We start from the raw sequence: 15,306 nt of genomic DNA on the forward strand, positions 1-15,306 counted from the left end.
CGAGGACACCGGATGCAATTTTGCCCTTGCTCCGCTAGCATTAGCCGCTTCTGCTTCCTTCGCTGCGACGGTTTTCGATGAGTTATCAGGTTCTTGCACGTAAATGGCGTCCACGCTCGTTCCGCGAAATGGTCGGCCAGACCCATGTGCTCAAGGCTCTGATCAATGCCTTGGACAGCCAACGGCTGCACCACGCCTACCTGTTCACCGGGACGCGCGGGGTCGGCAAGACCACCATCGCGAGGATCATTGCCAAGTGCCTGAACTGCGAGACAGGTATCACTTCCAGCCCCTGCGGCGAGTGTTCGGTATGCCGCGAGATCGATGAAGGCCGTTTTGTCGACCTGATCGAGATCGACGCCGCCAGCCGCACCAAGGTCGAAGACACCCGCGAACTGCTCGATAACGTGCAGTACGCGCCAAGTCGTGGGCGCTTCAAGGTCTACCTGATCGACGAAGTGCACATGCTTTCCAGCCATTCCTTCAATGCGCTGCTGAAAACCCTCGAAGAGCCGCCGCCCTACGTCAAGTTCATCCTGGCGACCACCGATCCGCAGAAACTTCCGGCAACGATTCTTTCGCGCTGCCTGCAGTTCTCCCTGAAGAACATGACGCCCGAGCGTGTAGTCGAGCATTTGACCCACGTTTTGACGGCTGAAAACGTACCGTTCGAAGACGATGCACTGTGGCTGCTCGGTCGCGCGGCTGACGGCTCGATGCGTGACGCCATGAGCCTGACCGATCAGGCCATCGCGTTCGGTGAAGGCAAGGTCCTCGCTACCGACGTGCGCGCGATGCTCGGCACGCTGGATCACGGTCAGGTCTATGACGTGCTGCATGCGCTGATCGAAGGCGACGCCAAGGCGCTGCTCGAAGCCGTGCGGCATCTGGCCGAGCAAGGTCCGGACTGGAACGGCGTGCTCTCGGAAATTCTCAACGTGCTGCACCGCGTGGCCATCGCTCAGGCGTTGCCGGAAGGGGTCGACAATGGCCACGGCGACCGTGACCGCGTGTTGGCTTTGGCCCAGGCGCTGCCGGCCGAAGATGTGCAGTTCTATTACCAGATGGGCCTGATTGGTCGTCGCGATTTGCCGCTGGCCCCGGACCCGCGCGGCGGTTTCGAAATGGTCTTGCTGCGGATGCTCGCGTTCCGCCCGGCGGATACGGCGGACGCGCCGAGGCAACCGCTAAAGCCAGTGGGGATCAGCCAGGCCACAGTTGATTCCGTAAACTCAGTGGCTGCCGCGCCGAAGCCTGCGCCGGTGGTCGCTGCCGTTGTTGCGCCCACACCTGCGCCCGCACCGATAGCGGCGCCGGCTGCCGAGCCAGAACCTGTTGCGCCGGTTGTCGAAGCGCAACCGCAGCCTGAGCCAGTCGCTGTCGAAGCCGTGGTCGATCTGCCGTGGAACGACCCGGTTGAGGCCGAGCCCGAGCCGGCGCCGGTACAGCAACCCGCCGTCGAGCCGGTGCTGGAAACCGCCGGCGAGCAGCCTGAACTGCCGCCGATGCCGCTGCCGACCCCGGACAGCGTGGTGCCGGATGCGCCGGAGTGGGCCGCTGCGCCAATTCCCGAGCCGTCCGTCGCCGACGTCGATGCCGCTACGCCGGGCATGGACATGGACGACGAACCGCCGCTGGATGAAGACTACATCGAGCCGGACATGGATTCGGCCTACAGCTACCTCGACGAACTGGCCAGCGAGCACGCCGCCGATCCCGAACCTGAGCCCGAGCCGGAACCTGCCGCCGCACCGGCCACCGGTCTGGCCCTGCAATGGCTGGAGCTGTTCCCGAAACTGCCGATTTCCGGCATGACCGGCAGCATCGCCGCCAACTGCACATTGATTGCGGTCGATGGTGATCATTGGCTGATGCACCTGGATCCGGCCCACAGCGCCCTGTTCAACGCCACGCAGCAGCGCCGCCTGAACGATGCGTTGAACCAGTTCCACGGGCGCACGCTGACGTTGACCATCGAGCTGATCAAGCCCGAGCAGGAAACCCCGGCTCAGGCTGCCTCGCGCCGCCGCGCCAATCGTCAGCGCGAGGCCGAGGAGTCGATCCACGGTGATCCGTTCATCCAGCAGATGGTTCAGCAGTTCGGCGCGGTGGTGCGAAGCGATACTATTGAACCTGTCGACGCCTTGGTCACCCAAGGCTAATAACTGAAGGTGCTCGGCTTCGATGGCCGGGCGCTGTTTTATCCAAGTACGTTTGAGGTGATTCCCATGATGAAAGGTGGCATGGCCGGCCTGATGAAGCAGGCGCAGCAGATGCAGGAAAAAATGGCCAAGATGCAGGAAGAACTGGCCAACGCCGAAGTCACCGGCAAGGCCGGCGGCGACATGGTCACCGTGGTGATGACCGGTCGTCACGACGTGAAAAGCGTGAGCATCGACCCAAGCCTGGTCGAAGGCCTGAGCGAAGACGACAAAGAGATGCTGGAAGCCGTGGTCGCTGCCGCCGTCAACGACGCCGTGCGCAAGATCGAAGCCAACAGCCAGGAAAAAATGGGCAGCATGACCGCCGGCATGAACCTGCCAGCGGGTATGAAACTGCCATTCTGATTCGCCATTGGGCGGCAGATGAGCTACACAAAATGCCAGGCATCGCGCCTGGCATTTTTGTTTCTGCCTGATGGACATGTGCCGGCTGGACTGACGCCTTCGCGAGCAGGCTCGCTCCCACATTTGGAATGCATTCTCCTGTGGGAGCGAGCCTGCTCGCGAATGAACTCACCTCGGCAAAACTGAAGAAACATCGAACACACCACCGCTACCAAGGTCTGCTCCCTATACACCGAATTCCCCATTCACAGGAGACGCTGACATGTCCGACCCTATTACCCTCAACCAACGCTTTGTCCTCACCTCGCGCCCGACCGGCGCGCCGACCCCGGAGAACTTCCGTCTGGAGCGCGAGGCGCTGCCGGATCTGCAGGACGGTCAGGTGTTGCTGAAAACCCTGTACCTGTCGCTGGACCCGTACATGCGCGGACGCATGAGCGACGCACCGTCCTACGCTGCGCCGGTGCAAATCGGCGAAGTCATGACCGGTGGCGCGGTCAGTCGGGTCGAGCAGTCCAATCACCCGAAATTCCACGTCGGTGATCTGGTGGTCGGCGCGACTGGCTGGCAAAGCCACAGCATCAGCGACGGTCGCAACATCATGCCGATCCCGGCCGGCCTGCCGAGCCCGTCGATGGCCCTCGGCGTACTGGGCATGCCGGGCATGACCGCGTACATGGGCCTGATGGACATCGGCCAGCCGAAAGAAGGCGAAACCCTGGTGGTGGCTGCGGCGTCCGGCGCCGTCGGCTCGGTGGTCGGCCAAGTGGCAAAGATCAAAGGCCTGCGCGCGGTCGGCGTGGCCGGTGGGGCCGAGAAGTGCAAATACGTGGTCGAGGAGTTGGGTTTTGATGCCTGCGTCGACCACAAGGCTGACGACTTCGCCGAGCAACTGGCCAAGGCCTGTCCCAACGGCATCGACATTTACTACGAGAACGTCGGCGGCCATGTCTTTGATGCGGTGGTGCCATTGCTCAACCCCAAGGCACGCGTCCCGTTGTGCGGCCTGATCGCCGGCTACAACACCGCCGAGGCGCCCACTGGCCCGGATCGCCTGCCGATGCTGCAGCGCACATTGCTGACCAAGCGTGTGCGTATTCAGGGCTTCATCGTCTTCGACGATTACGGTGATCGTCAGCCGGAATTCATCAGCCACATGGTGCCGTGGGTACGCGACGGCAAGGTCAAGTTCCGCGAGGACGTGGTCGAAGGCCTGGAGCAGGCACCCGAGGCGTTCATCGGTCTGCTGGAAGGGCGCAACTTCGGCAAACTGGTGGTCCGGGTCGCCCAGGACTGAGGATTTGACGCTGGCCAGAGGCGCGGGTATAAACCGCGTCTCGTTGTTTAGTCGGACTGTTTACCCATGAGCTTCAGCCCTTTGATTCGCCAACTGATCGACGCTCTGCGCACTTTGCCGGGCGTAGGTCAGAAAACCGCTCAGCGCATGGCGTTGCAGTTGCTCGAACGTGATCGCAGCGGTGGCACCCGTCTGGCGCAGGCCTTGAGCCAGGCCATGGAGGGCGTCGGCCATTGCCGCCAGTGCCGCACGCTGACCGAAGACGATCTGTGCCCGCAATGCGCCGACCCGCGCCGCGATGACACGCTGCTTTGCGTGGTCGAAGGGCCGATGGATGTCTATGCGGTGGAGCAGACCGGTTTCCGTGGTCGCTATTTCGTGCTCAAGGGGCATTTGTCGCCGCTCGACGGCCTGGGGCCGGAAGCGATCGGCATTCCGCAATTGATGGCGCGGATTGAAGAGGCGGGGACCTTTACTGAAGTCATCCTCGCCACCAACCCGACAGTCGAAGGCGAAGCGACGGCGCATTACATCGCGCAGTTGCTCAACAACAAAGGTCTGGTCGCCTCGCGGATCGCCCACGGCGTACCGCTGGGCGGTGAGTTGGAGCTGGTCGACGGCGGCACGCTGGCGCATTCGTTTGCCGGGCGTAAACCGATTTCCCTCTGAATTTGCGGCGTCTGAACTGACGCCTTCGCGAGCAGGCTCGCTCCCACATTGGTTTTGTGTCGTTCACAAATCCCCTGTGGGAGCGAGCCTGCTCGCGAATGGCGCGCCGCGGTCCATCTGATTCACACAATTTCATTGATAACCAAGCAAGCGCTCGGTTAACGTCGGCGAACCCTTCCGTGGAGCTCGCCCATGCCTGCCTTTGAGGAATACTTCGACCCCAGCCACCAATTGGTCCGCGACAGCGTCAGACGTTTTGTCGAACGCGAGATCCTGCCGGACATCGATCAGTGGGAAGAATCCGAAAGCTTTCCTCGTGAGCTGTACGTCAAGGCCGGCGCGGCAGGCATTCTTGGCATCGGTTATCCCGAAGCGCTTGGCGGCAGCCATGAGGGCGATCTGTTCGCCAAGGTCGCCGCCAGTGAGGAACTGATGCGCTGCGGCTCTGGCGGCCTGGTAGCGGGGCTGGGTTCGCTGGATATCGGTTTGCCGCCGATCGTCAAATGGGCGCGGCCTGAAGTGCGAGAGCGGGTCGTTCCCCAAGTGCTCAGCGGCGAAAAGATCAGCGCCTTGGCGGTTACCGAACCCGGCGGCGGTTCAGACGTCGCCAACCTGCAAACCCGCGCCGTGCGTGACGGCGACTTCTTCCGGGTCAGCGGCAGCAAGACCTTCATCACCAGCGGTGTGCGCGCCGATTTCTACACAGTCGCGGTGCGCACCGGTGCGCCGGGGTTTGGCGGCATCAGTTTGTTGCTGATCGAGAAGGGCACGCCGGGTTTCAGTGTCGGTAGGCAATTGAAGAAAATGGGCTGGTGGGCGTCGGACACCGCTGAATTGTTCTTCGACGATTGCCGCGTGCCTGTAGGAAACCTCATTGGCGGAGAGAACATGGGCTTCGCCTGCATCATGGGCAATTTCCAGAGCGAACGGCTGGCCCTGGCGCTGATGGCCAACATGACGGCGCAATTGGCGTTGGAGGAGAGCCTGAAATGGGCGCGCGAGCGCGAGGCGTTCGGCAAGCCCATCGGAAAATTTCAGGTGATCAAACATCGCCTCGCCGAAATGGCCACGGCGCTGGAAGTGTCGCGCGAGTTCACTTATCGGCAAGCGGCAAAAATGGCGGCGGGGCAGAGCGTGATCAAGGAGATTTCCATGGCGAAGAACTTCGCCACCGACACCTCGGACCGGATCACCACCGAAGCCGTGCAGATTCTTGGCGGGCTCGGTTACATGCGCGAAAGCCTGGTGGAGCGGCTGTATCGGGATAACCGCATTCTGTCGATTGGCGGCGGGACGCGGGAAGTGATGAATGAAATCATCAGCAAGCAGATGGGGCTGTAAAACAAAAGATCGCAGCCTTCGGCGCCTCCTACAGGGAAATGCGGATCCCTGTGTAGGAGCTGCCGAAGGCTGCGATCTTTTGATCTTGATTATTTATCGGTCAAAGCAAATTGCGTCAGGCAGAACGTCGGGATGCCCATATCCTCAAGACGCTGCGAGCCTTGCAGCTCTGGCAGATCAATGATCGCCGCCGCTTCATGGACCCGCGCGCCCATGCGGCGAATCAGGTTGGCCGCTGCAATCAACGTCCCGCCGGTAGCGATCAGGTCATCGAACATCACCACCGAATCGCCTTCACACAGGCTGTCGGCGTGCACTTCCAGAAACGCTTCGCCGTACTCGGTCGCATAACCTTCTGCCAGCACGTCCGCCGGCAGTTTGCCTTGCTTGCGGAACAGCACCAGCGGTTTGTTCAACTGATAGGCCAATACCGAGCCGATCAGGAAACCACGGGCATCCATCGCACCGATGTGGGTGAAGTCGGCTTCAACGTAGCGATGGGCGAAGCTGTCCATCACCAGGCGCAGGGCCGTTGGCGACTGGAACAGCGGGGTGATGTCGCGAAAGATCACGCCCGGTTTCGGGAAGTCGATCACGGGGCGGATCAGGGATTTGATGTCGAAGGAGTCGAAGACCATCGGGGTGTCCTGGCAGGGCTGCAAACGGCGCAGTATACCCGCGGCTGAAACGATTCGCTCAACCGCGGGTCGTGATCAGCCTTCGATCGAGCCGCCGGCCAGCGCGCACAGCTGGATCGGGTCGAGAATGTGGATCTCCTTGCCTTCGGCGGCAATCAGCTCGTTCTGCTGGAAACGGGTGAACACCCGCGACACGGTTTCCACCGCCAGGCCCAGGTAATTGCCGATTTCATTGCGCGACATGCTCAGGCGGAACTGGTTGGCCGAGAAGCCGCGAGCGCGGAAGCGGGCCGACAGGTTGACCAGAAAAGTGGCGATGCGCTCGTCGGCGGTCTTCTTCGACAGCAGCAGCATCATTTGCTGGTCGTCACGAATCTCGCGGCTCATCACCCGCATCAACTGGCGGCGCAGTTGTGGCAATTGCAGGGCCAGTTCGTCGAGACGCTCGAAAGGGATTTCGCAGACTGAAGTGGTTTCCAGCGCCTGGGCCGACACCGGGTGTTTCTCAGTGTCCATGCCCGACAGTCCGACCAGTTCGCTTGGCAGGTGGAAGCCAGTCAGTTGCTCCTCGCCGGCATCGCTCAGGCTGAAAGTCTTCAGGGCGCCGGAGCGAACCGCATAAACAGAATCGAAGGTGTCGCCCTGGCGAAAAAGAAATTCGCCCTTTTTCAGCGGGCGACCGCGTTTAACGATTTCGTCCAGCGCGTCCATGTCTTCCAGATTCAGCGAAAGTGGCAGGCAGAGCGGGGCCAGGCTGCAATCCTTGCAATGGGCCTGATTGTGAGCGCGCAGTTTGACTGGCTCGGACATTTCTTCAATCCTTGTGGGAAAACACACATAAGCCGTAAGGGTAACTCACGCGAGGACATTCAGGCCAGCACGCGGCGGCGTTGTCCCACAGACATAAAGCCGCAGCACCTGCGGCCGATAAACAGCTATCAGCATCCATCCAGGGAAGGCCCCGATGACCGCCATTGGCACGCTAGGCCCCGGTAGCAGCGGCGTTGCTGCCGCGCCGGAGATCACCCATACCGACGCTGCGATCAGCCACGATGACGACTTGTCGAATACGGCAACCCCGACCTTGGTCGAGGGCGTCAAAGTGTCGCTGTCCGGGGCGGCCATCGCCAAATCTGCCGCTGTCGGCGGCGAAAACAGTGACATCGACAACAGTGGCTTGCCGGAGAACATCCAGCAGTTGCTGAAGATGATTCGCAAGATCCAAAAAGAAATCATCGAGAAAAAAGCGCGGATGGCAGCGGTCATGTCAGACAGAACCCTCTCCAACGAGGAAAAGATCAACAAGCTCGCCGCGCTGCGGGGCGCCATCGCCGCCCTCAACAGTGGCCTGATCACTGCCAACCTTTCCTTGTCGAAAGTCATGAACCAGTCGGCGCTCAGTCCTGATCAGAACCTCAAGGTCGGTTCGTTGCTGACCAAGCCTTAAATCACTCGAGAGAAACGCTGGCGGTTCTGCTGCTCTAGGTACGCATCGAAGACCATGCACACCGAGCGCACCAGCAGTCGGCCCGCCGGCAACACCTCGATGCGCTCGCGCTCGAGCCTGATCAGGCCATCCTCGGCCATGCCTTGCAGCTGCGGCCACAGCGCGCCGAAGTAGCCCTGAAAATCGATGTTGAACTGCTGCTCGATCTCGGCGAATTCGAGTTTGAAATTGCAGATCAGTTGCTGAATCACTGCGCGGCGCAAGCGGTCGTCGGCGTTGCACACCAGGCCGCGACTGGTCGCCAGTTGCGCGCTGGCGAGGCTGTTCTGATAGGCAGTGAGGTCGCTGCTGTTCTGGCAGTACAAATCACCAATCTGGCTGATTGCCGAAACGCCCAGACCAATCAGATCGCAATGGCCATGGGTGGTGTAACCCTGGAAGTTGCGTTGCAGGGTGTGCTCTTCCTGGGCAATGGCCAGTTCGTCATCGGGCAGGGCGAAGTGGTCCATGCCGATGTAACGGTAACCGGCAGCGGTCAGTTGCTCGATGGTGCGCTGGAGCATTTCCAGCTTGTGCGCCGGGCTCGGCAGTTCGCTGCTGTTGATCCGCCGTTGCGGCATGAAGCGTTCCGGCAGGTGCGCGTAGTTGAATACCGAAAGACGATCCGGTTGCAGACTGATCACTTCCTCGACGGTGCGAGCGAAGTTGTCTGGTGTCTGCTTTGGCAGGCCGTAGATCAGATCGATGTTGGTCGAGCGAAACTGCAAAGTGCGCGCCGCATCAATCACCGCGCGGGTTTCTTCCAGACTCTGCAGGCGATTGACCGCACGCTGCACCGCCGGGTCAAGATCCTGCAGACCAATGCTGACCCGGTTGAAACCCAGTTCGCGCAGCAGGCCCATGGTCGACCAGTCGGCTTCGCGCGGGTCGATTTCGATACCGTAATCGCCGGAATCATCGTTGAGCAGATTGAAATGCTTGCGCAGGTGCGCCATCAACTGACGCAACTCGTCGTGGCTGAGAAAGGTCGGCGTGCCGCCACCGAAATGCAGTTGCTCGACGGTTTGCGCCGGGTCGAGGTGGCAGGCAATCAACTGGATTTCCTGCTCGAGCCGTTGCAGATACGGCTGCGCGCGGCCGCGATCCTTGGTGATGACCTTGTTGCAGGCACAGTAGTAGCAAATGTTCGCGCAGAACGGCACATGCACGTACAACGACAACGGCCGCTGTGCCTTGCGGCTGTCGCGCAGGGCATGAAACAGGTCAAAGGTGCCGACCTGACCGTGAAATTGCACGGCAGTCGGGTACGAGGTGTAGCGTGGCCCCGCCAGATCGTAACGGCGGATCAGATCAGAGTCCCAACGAATGGCGTCGAGCATGCGGGCATTCCCCCGGATAGGCTGGCAGTGTGGCGAGTCTATCGGGGGGCGGCGATGGGGCTGTTGATTTGCATCAACAGCACAAGGTCAAAAGATCGCAGCCTTCGGCAGCTCCTACCTTGGAATGCGACCTCCTGTAGGAGCTGCCGAAGGCTGCGATCTTTTGCTTTTAATGGCCCATGAGCCAATGCTGATGCGGCCCGGGCAAGGTCCACAGGCCAAACACAATCACCAGCAAGCCACCCGCCACGCGCACGCTGCGTTTGCGCAGGATCGCCGTGACCCGCTCAGCCGCCAGCCCGGTGGCGAGCAGTACCGGCCAGGTGCCGAGACCAAACGCAAGCATCAGCAATGCACTGTCCAGCGCATTACCCTGACTCGCGCTCCACAACAGCGTGCTGTAAACCAGTCCGCACGGCAGCCAGCCCCACAGCGCACCGAGCAGCAAGGCGCGGGGCAGGCTGGAAACCGGCAGCAAGCGATTCGCCACCGGTTGAATGAAGCGCCACAAACCACGTCCGACTGCTTCGATACGGGTGAGCCCGCTCCACCAGCCGGCCAGATACAAACCCATGGCGATCAGCAGTAACCCGGCCAGCACGCGCATGAACAGCGCCGCAGGACTGTTGGCGACGGCCCAGCCGGCCAGGCCGATGAGCAATCCCGCCGTGGCATAACTGAGAATCCGCCCCAGGTTATACGCCAGCAACAGGCGAAAGCGCCGGCTGCGCTGTTCCTTGGGAATCGCCAGGGTCAGCGCGCCCATCAGACCGCCGCACATGCCCAGACAATGGCCGCCACCGAGCAGGCCAAGAATCAGCGCCGAAACCAGCAGAGGCGCCAGTTCAAGCATGGGGTGGCGCCTTGTCGTCCGGTTTGCCGGCGTTGGCTTCGTCCACGGCAGCGGTGTGGTTGGGGTCCTGATCGTCAAAAAGGATGCTGTGCGCCGGGCCGTCGAGATCATCGTACTGACCGCTGTCCACCGCCCAGAAGAAGATGTACACGGCGATGGCAACGATCAGCAAGGCAGCGGGAATCATCACGTAGAGAGCTGGCATCGGTAACTCCAGGCCCGCGCGGCTCAGGCCGGCAGCGGGCGGGTTTGGGGCGGGCTGCCGGCGGCCGGCGCGCTCGGCAGGCGAGTCAGGCGCAGGGCGTTGAGCACCACGGTCAGCGAACTGATCGACATACCGACCGCCGCCCACACCGGTGTGATCCAGCCGAGGGCGGCGAACGGCAACATGAGGCCATTGTACAGCGCCGCCCACAGCAGGTTTTCGATGATTACCCGGCGCGTGCGCCGCGCCAGTGTAAAGGCTTGCACCAAGGCGTCGAGGCGGTTGGACAGCAACACCGCATCGGCGCTGGTTTTCGCCAGATCGGTGGCCGAGCCCATGGCCACGCTGATATCGGCCGCAGCCAGCACCGGAACGTCGTTGACGCCGTCGCCGAGCATCAACACCTTGCGTCCTTCCTTGTGCAGTTGTTGCAGCACTTGCAGTTTGTCATCGGGGCGCAAGCCGCCACGGGCCTCGTCGATGCCCAGTTCGGCGGCGACACTGGCGACCATCGGCGAACTGTCACCGGACAACAACAAGGTGCGCCAGCCTCGCGCTTTGCAGGCCGCGAGCAGAGCGGGGGCATCGTCACGCAGGCGGTCGTCAAGGACGAACCATGCCAGCGGCCCCTGAGTGTCGGCGAGCAGCAACCATTGACCGGCTTCATCGGGCAGCGACGGCAGCGCCGCGCCGCTCAGGGCACAGGCGAACGGCGCCTGACCGATGCGCAAGCGTTGCTCACCGACCACGCCTTCCAGGCCCAGCCCCGGCGTACTGTGCACGTCCTCGGCGGCCAGTGGCGCACGGCCGAACGCCCGGGCGATCGGGTGCTCCGAACGGTTTTCCAGCGCAGCAGCGAGGCTCAGGCATTGCTCACTGTCGAGCGCGCCGAGCGGGCGAATCGAGCGCAGCACCAGCCGGCCTTCGGTGAGCGTACCGGTCTTGTCGAAAATCACTGTGTCGATCTGGTTCAAGCCTTCCAGCACATGGCCACGGGTCAGCAGCAGCCCGAGTTTGTGCAGGGTGCCGGTGGCGGCGGTGAGGGCGGTCGGCGTCGCCAATGACAGCGCGCACGGGCAGGTCGCCACCAGCATGGCGAGGACGATCCAGAACGCCCGCGCTGAGTCCAGCTGCCACCACAGCAGGCCGATCACTGCTGCGGCAATCAGCGACAGCAGCAAAAACCATTGCGCGGCGCGGTCGGCGATTTCCGCCAGACGCGGTTTCTCCGCCTGAGCGCGATCGAGCAGGCGCACTATCGCGGAAAGACGCGTGTCCTGTCCCAGCGCCTGCACTTGCACGGTCAATGCGCCTTCGACATTAAGCGTGCCCGCAGTAACCGCATCGCCCAGTGTGCGTGGCTGCGGCAGGTATTCGCCGGTCAGCAGCGATTCGTCGATGCTCGACTGGCCATCAATGATTTTGCCGTCAGCCGGCAGAATAGAGCCCGGCTGCACTAGAATCCGCTCGCCTACACGCAACTCGCTCAGCAGGATGCGTTCGCTCTGGCCATCGCTATCCAGGCGCAGGCACGAGGCCGGCAACAGGTTGACCAGGTGCGCAGTGGCAGCAGCGGTGCGTTCGCGGGCGCGGCGTTCCAGATAGCGTCCGGCGAGCAGAAACAGCGCGAACATGCCGACCGCATCGAAGTACAGCTCGCCGACGCCGGTGATCGACGTCCAGATCCCGGCGATATAAGCGCTGCCGATCGCCAGCGATACGGACACGTCCATGGTCAGGTGGCGGGTGCGCAAATCGCGCATCGCGCCTTTGAAGAACGGCGCGCAGCTGTAGAACACGATCGGTGTGGTCAGAAACAGCGCAACCCAGCGCAGGATCGTGTGCAGCTCCGGGCTCAGATCGATGTTGAATTCCGGCCAGGTGGCCATGGTCGCCATCATCGCCTGAAACCACAGCAACCCGGCGACGCCGAGTTGGCGCAGGGCCAGGCGATTCTCGCTGGCCAATTGTTCGCTGGCGCGGTCGGCCTGGTATGGGTGAGCGGCATAACCGATGTGGCGCAGTTCGGCGAGGATCTGGCTCAGCGGCAGTTGTGCATCGGCCCAGCGTACATGCAGGCGATGGTTGGACAGGTTCAGCCGCGCTTCGGCGACGGCGGGCAGGGTGCGCAGGTGTTTCTCGATCAGCCAGCCGCAAGCGGCGCAACTGATACCTTCCATCAACAAGGTGGTTTCGGCCAGATCGCCTTCGTGGCGCACGAACGGTTGCTGCACGTCGGCGCGGTCGTACAGCGCCAGTTCATCGGTCAGTTGCACCGGCAGCGATTCGGGATTGGCCGAGGCTTCGCTGCGATGCTGGTAATAGCTTTCCAGGCCACCGGCGACGATGGCTTCGGCCACCGCCTGACAGCCCGGGCAACAGAACTCGCGGGATTGTCCGAGGACGACAGCGGTGAAGCGGCTGCCCGATGGGACGGGCAGGGCGCAGTGGTAGCAGGGGGTTGGGCTGGTCATCAGGAAAGTTTATGTCGTCCGCAAGGGCCTCTTCGCGAGCAGGCTCGCTACCACAGGTTTTGTGAACACAGAAGATCCACTGTGGGAGCGAGCCTGCTCGCGAATGCGCGAAGCGCAGGTTTTATTTTTTCAGGTCTTCGGCACCCTGCAATGGCTCGTCACCCAGCAGCAGTTCCTTGTCATGGCTGACCAGCTCTTCTTCGAACATGCGCCACACGTGCTCATCCTGGCTTCCGAGCAACTCGACAAACCGCCGCCCTTCAACCTTGTCGCTCAACTGACCGATGTAGCGCCCGCTGTCGCTGTCACTGCGGGTCAGCAAGATCTTGCGATCCTTTTCCGGCTGGGTCGGCGAGATCAGGTTCAATTCCAGGGTCTGCGGCAGGCTGTCACCGTTCAAGCGCAGATCGACTTCACCGGTCACGTCATCCAGATGCACCGCTGCACGCAGTTTCAGGGTCTGCGCCAGTAGCTCGCGATCCAGTGAACGGTTGATGCCTTTGCCCGCCTCGTAATAGTTGTCGTTGACCAGATTGTCCGGGTTGTTCACCGCGATGGTCACCATGGACAGGGTCAAGGCCACCGAGCAGGCGAGGATGGCGATGATGATCCACGGCCAGAGGTGCTTGTACCAGGGATTTGCGGCGTTCGCAGCGGGCATGTTCAAAATTCTCTCAACGGATTTGTGGGCCGATGAATCGGCTCTTGGCTTCAACGTGGACGCTGTCGTCATCGGCGTCCTTGAGGATGAATTTCACCTCGTTGGTGCTCGATGGCAGTTGTTCCGGTGCGCTCGACAACTCGACCGGCATGCTGACGATATCGCCGGCGGCAACCTTGATCTCGCGCTGGCCTTGCAGGCGCAGGTCCGGCAAGCCCTCGGCTTGCAGCAGGTAAGTGTGGTCGCGCTGATCCTTGTTCATGATCTTCAGGCTGTAGACGTTTTCGATCCTGCCTTCAGCGTTTTCGCGGTATAGCACGCGGTCTTTGCTGACGTCGAAACCGACCAGTGAGCGCATGAAGAACGCGGCGACCAACAGGCTGATCATTGCCAGCAGCACCACGGCGTAACCGATCAGGCGCGGACGCAGTTTATGGGTTTTCTGCCCCGAAAGGTTGTGCTCGGTGGTGTAGCTGATCAGCCCGCGCGGGTAATCCATCTTGTCCATGATGCTGTCGCAAGCGTCGATGCACGCAGCGCAGCCGATGCATTCGATCTGCAGGCCATCGCGGATGTCGATGCCGGTCGGGCAGACCTGCACGCACATCGTGCAGTCGATGCAATCGCCCAGACCGAGCGCCTTGTAGTCGATGCCTTTCTTGCGCGGCCCACGGCTTTCGCCACGGCGCGGGTCGTAGGAAACAATCAGCGTGTCCTTGTCGAACATCACGCTCTGGAAGCGCGCATACGGGCACATGTAGATGCACACCTGCTCACGCAACCAGCCGGCATTGCCGTACGTGGCGAGGGTGAAAAAACCGACCCAGAAATACGACCAGCCATCAGCCTGGCCGGTGAAGAACTCGATGACCAGTTCGCGGATCGGCGAGAAGTAGCCGACGAAGGTCATGCCGGTGACAAAACCGATCAGCAGCCACAGCGAGTGCTTGGCCAGTTTGCGCAGGAACTTGTTGGCGCTCATCGGCGCCTTGTCGAGTTTGATGCGCTGGTTGCGGTCGCCTTCGGTGACCTTTTCGCACCACATGAAAATCCATGTCCACACGCTCTGCGGGCAGGTATAACCGCACCAGACGCGCCCGGCGTACACGGTGATGAAGAACAGGCCGAACGCGGCAATGATCAACAGCCCGGAGAGCAGGATGAAATCCTGCGGCCAGAAAGTCGCGCCGAAGATGAAGAATTTGCGCTCCGGCAGGTTCCACCACACCGCCTGGTGACCGCCCCAGTTCAGCCACACCGTACCGAAATACAGCAGAAACAACGCCGCACCGCCAAGCATCCGCAGATTGCGGAACATGCCTGTGAAGGCACGGGTGTAGATTTTTTCTCGCGAGGCATAAAGGTCGACGCTGTTGTTCGCGTTCTTGCTCGGTGGCGTGACGTCGTGTACCGGAATCTGATTGCTCATCATTGCATCCCACGGCAGTGGAAAAATGCCTCGGTCGATACGTGCCGATCGAGGTCAAAAAGGCTGTTGCAGTAGCGCGATGATACGCCTGCCGCTCTGGCTCAAGGGTGCGACCTTTGGTCGCGTTGGGTAAAAAATGCGGATGGTGTAGCGATTGCGCACAAGCCTGACGCAGATCAATTGACTTGTTGAGTATGGACGGTTTTGCTGGGGTGGCTAATTCACCGTTCCCAAGGGTTGAGCCCTGCGTCTCCCGGGTCCGGGCAATCTGCCGCCGCCCAGGCTGTCCAGACCGCTATCGTTACCTCGATTGGCCGAGACGTTTTGCGAAAATGTACTGTTGGGC

At 61.6% G+C, this 15,306-nt stretch carries 14 protein-coding genes; 6 read left to right on the forward strand and 8 right to left on the reverse strand.

Annotated elements, in window-relative coordinates; translation table 11 throughout:
* Positions 1 to 77 precede the first annotated feature (77 nt).
* From dnaX to AB4N53_RS02375, 5 genes are all read left to right on the forward strand, one after another.
* The gene (gene dnaX / locus AB4N53_RS02355) at positions 78 to 2,162 is read left to right on the forward strand and encodes a DNA polymerase III subunit gamma/tau (protein WP_460117819.1); all 2,085 of its coding nucleotides are present in this window, start codon (positions 78 to 80) and stop codon (positions 2,160 to 2,162) included.
* A gap of 66 nt (positions 2,163 to 2,228) precedes the next feature.
* Positions 2,229 to 2,567, forward strand: a complete 339-nt coding sequence (locus AB4N53_RS02360) for a YbaB/EbfC family nucleoid-associated protein (RefSeq protein WP_003223337.1) — start codon at positions 2,229 to 2,231, stop codon at positions 2,565 to 2,567.
* Positions 2,568 to 2,829: 262 nt separating this feature from the next.
* Positions 2,830 to 3,864 (forward strand): NADP-dependent oxidoreductase, encoded by a 1,035-nt coding sequence (locus tag AB4N53_RS02365; RefSeq protein WP_460117822.1) that lies wholly within the window; start codon positions 2,830 to 2,832, stop codon positions 3,862 to 3,864.
* A gap of 66 nt (positions 3,865 to 3,930) precedes the next feature.
* Positions 3,931 to 4,533 (forward strand): recombination mediator RecR, encoded by a 603-nt coding sequence (recR, locus tag AB4N53_RS02370; protein ID WP_016773861.1) that lies wholly within the window; start codon positions 3,931 to 3,933, stop codon positions 4,531 to 4,533.
* A 192-nt stretch (positions 4,534 to 4,725) separates the two neighbouring features.
* Positions 4,726 to 5,874: an acyl-CoA dehydrogenase family protein gene (locus AB4N53_RS02375; protein WP_460117824.1), complete on the forward strand. Its 1,149-nt coding sequence runs from the start codon at positions 4,726 to 4,728 to the stop codon at positions 5,872 to 5,874.
* An 89-nt stretch (positions 5,875 to 5,963) separates the two neighbouring features.
* On the opposite strand, the gene AB4N53_RS02380 is transcribed toward AB4N53_RS02375, so the two are convergent.
* On the reverse strand, positions 5,964 to 6,512 hold the full coding sequence (locus AB4N53_RS02380) for an adenine phosphoribosyltransferase (RefSeq protein WP_007918333.1): 549 nt from the start codon (positions 6,510 to 6,512) through the stop codon (positions 5,964 to 5,966).
* Positions 6,513 to 6,587: 75 nt separating this feature from the next.
* Complete coding sequence (gene fnr, locus AB4N53_RS02385) at positions 6,588 to 7,322, reverse strand: fumarate/nitrate reduction transcriptional regulator Fnr (protein WP_016773865.1); 735 nt, start codon at positions 7,320 to 7,322, stop codon at positions 6,588 to 6,590.
* Positions 7,323 to 7,476: 154 nt separating this feature from the next.
* Between fnr and AB4N53_RS02390 the strand changes: the two genes are divergently transcribed.
* The gene (locus tag AB4N53_RS02390) at positions 7,477 to 7,959 is read left to right on the forward strand and encodes a hypothetical protein (protein WP_460117827.1); all 483 of its coding nucleotides are present in this window, start codon (positions 7,477 to 7,479) and stop codon (positions 7,957 to 7,959) included.
* Here AB4N53_RS02390 and hemN read toward each other — a convergent pair.
* The 6 genes from hemN to ccoG form a co-directional block, all read right to left on the reverse strand.
* Entirely contained in the window at positions 7,956 to 9,338 is a 1,383-nt protein-coding gene (gene hemN, locus AB4N53_RS02395) for an oxygen-independent coproporphyrinogen III oxidase (protein WP_460117829.1), read from the reverse strand. The two genes, AB4N53_RS02390 and hemN, sit on opposite strands and share 4 nt — an antisense overlap.
* Before the next feature lie 169 nt (positions 9,339 to 9,507).
* The gene (locus AB4N53_RS02400) at positions 9,508 to 10,191 is read right to left on the reverse strand and encodes a sulfite exporter TauE/SafE family protein (RefSeq protein WP_122747115.1); all 684 of its coding nucleotides are present in this window, start codon (positions 10,189 to 10,191) and stop codon (positions 9,508 to 9,510) included.
* Complete coding sequence (gene ccoS, locus AB4N53_RS02405; protein ID WP_039763029.1) at positions 10,184 to 10,396, reverse strand: cbb3-type cytochrome oxidase assembly protein CcoS; 213 nt, start codon at positions 10,394 to 10,396, stop codon at positions 10,184 to 10,186. The genes AB4N53_RS02400 and ccoS overlap by 8 nt, the downstream gene beginning before the upstream one ends.
* A gap of 23 nt (positions 10,397 to 10,419) precedes the next feature.
* A complete protein-coding gene (locus AB4N53_RS02410; protein WP_460117832.1) occupies positions 10,420 to 12,870 on the reverse strand; it encodes a heavy metal translocating P-type ATPase in 2,451 nt (816 codons plus the stop codon).
* 121 nt (positions 12,871 to 12,991) lie between these two features.
* Complete coding sequence (locus tag AB4N53_RS02415) at positions 12,992 to 13,531, reverse strand: FixH family protein (protein ID WP_460117834.1); 540 nt, start codon at positions 13,529 to 13,531, stop codon at positions 12,992 to 12,994.
* Positions 13,532 to 13,544: 13 nt separating this feature from the next.
* Positions 13,545 to 14,960, reverse strand: a complete 1,416-nt coding sequence (gene ccoG / locus AB4N53_RS02420) for a cytochrome c oxidase accessory protein CcoG (RefSeq protein WP_460117836.1) — start codon at positions 14,958 to 14,960, stop codon at positions 13,545 to 13,547.
* Positions 14,961 to 15,306 lie beyond the last annotated feature (346 nt).

This window comes from Pseudomonas sp. H3_E04 (assembly GCF_054668915.1).

What these genes read in the sequence shown, in the direction of transcription:
- AB4N53_RS02410 (WP_460117832.1), bottom strand. Translation starts at nt 12,870, where the DNA reads ATGACCAGCCCAACCCCCTGCTACCACTGCGCCCTGCCCGTCCCATCG.
- fnr (WP_016773865.1), bottom strand. Translation starts at nt 7,322, where the DNA reads ATGTCCGAGCCAGTCAAACTGCGCGCTCACAATCAGGCCCATTGCAAG.
- AB4N53_RS02375 (WP_460117824.1), top strand. Translation starts at nt 4,726, where the DNA reads ATGCCTGCCTTTGAGGAATACTTCGACCCCAGCCACCAATTGGTCCGC.
- AB4N53_RS02360 (WP_003223337.1), top strand. Translation starts at nt 2,229, where the DNA reads ATGATGAAAGGTGGCATGGCCGGCCTGATGAAGCAGGCGCAGCAGATG.
- AB4N53_RS02400 (WP_122747115.1), bottom strand. Translation starts at nt 10,191, where the DNA reads ATGCTTGAACTGGCGCCTCTGCTGGTTTCGGCGCTGATTCTTGGCCTG.
- ccoG (WP_460117836.1), bottom strand. Translation starts at nt 14,960, where the DNA reads ATGAGCAATCAGATTCCGGTACACGACGTCACGCCACCGAGCAAGAAC.
- AB4N53_RS02380 (WP_007918333.1), bottom strand. Translation starts at nt 6,512, where the DNA reads ATGGTCTTCGACTCCTTCGACATCAAATCCCTGATCCGCCCCGTGATC.
- AB4N53_RS02415 (WP_460117834.1), bottom strand. Translation starts at nt 13,531, where the DNA reads ATGCCCGCTGCGAACGCCGCAAATCCCTGGTACAAGCACCTCTGGCCG.
- hemN (WP_460117829.1), bottom strand. Translation starts at nt 9,338, where the DNA reads ATGCTCGACGCCATTCGTTGGGACTCTGATCTGATCCGCCGTTACGAT.
- recR (WP_016773861.1), top strand. Translation starts at nt 3,931, where the DNA reads ATGAGCTTCAGCCCTTTGATTCGCCAACTGATCGACGCTCTGCGCACT.
- dnaX (WP_460117819.1), top strand. Translation starts at nt 78, where the DNA reads ATGAGTTATCAGGTTCTTGCACGTAAATGGCGTCCACGCTCGTTCCGC.
- AB4N53_RS02365 (WP_460117822.1), top strand. Translation starts at nt 2,830, where the DNA reads ATGTCCGACCCTATTACCCTCAACCAACGCTTTGTCCTCACCTCGCGC.
- ccoS (WP_039763029.1), bottom strand. Translation starts at nt 10,396, where the DNA reads ATGCCAGCTCTCTACGTGATGATTCCCGCTGCCTTGCTGATCGTTGCC.
- AB4N53_RS02390 (WP_460117827.1), top strand. Translation starts at nt 7,477, where the DNA reads ATGACCGCCATTGGCACGCTAGGCCCCGGTAGCAGCGGCGTTGCTGCC.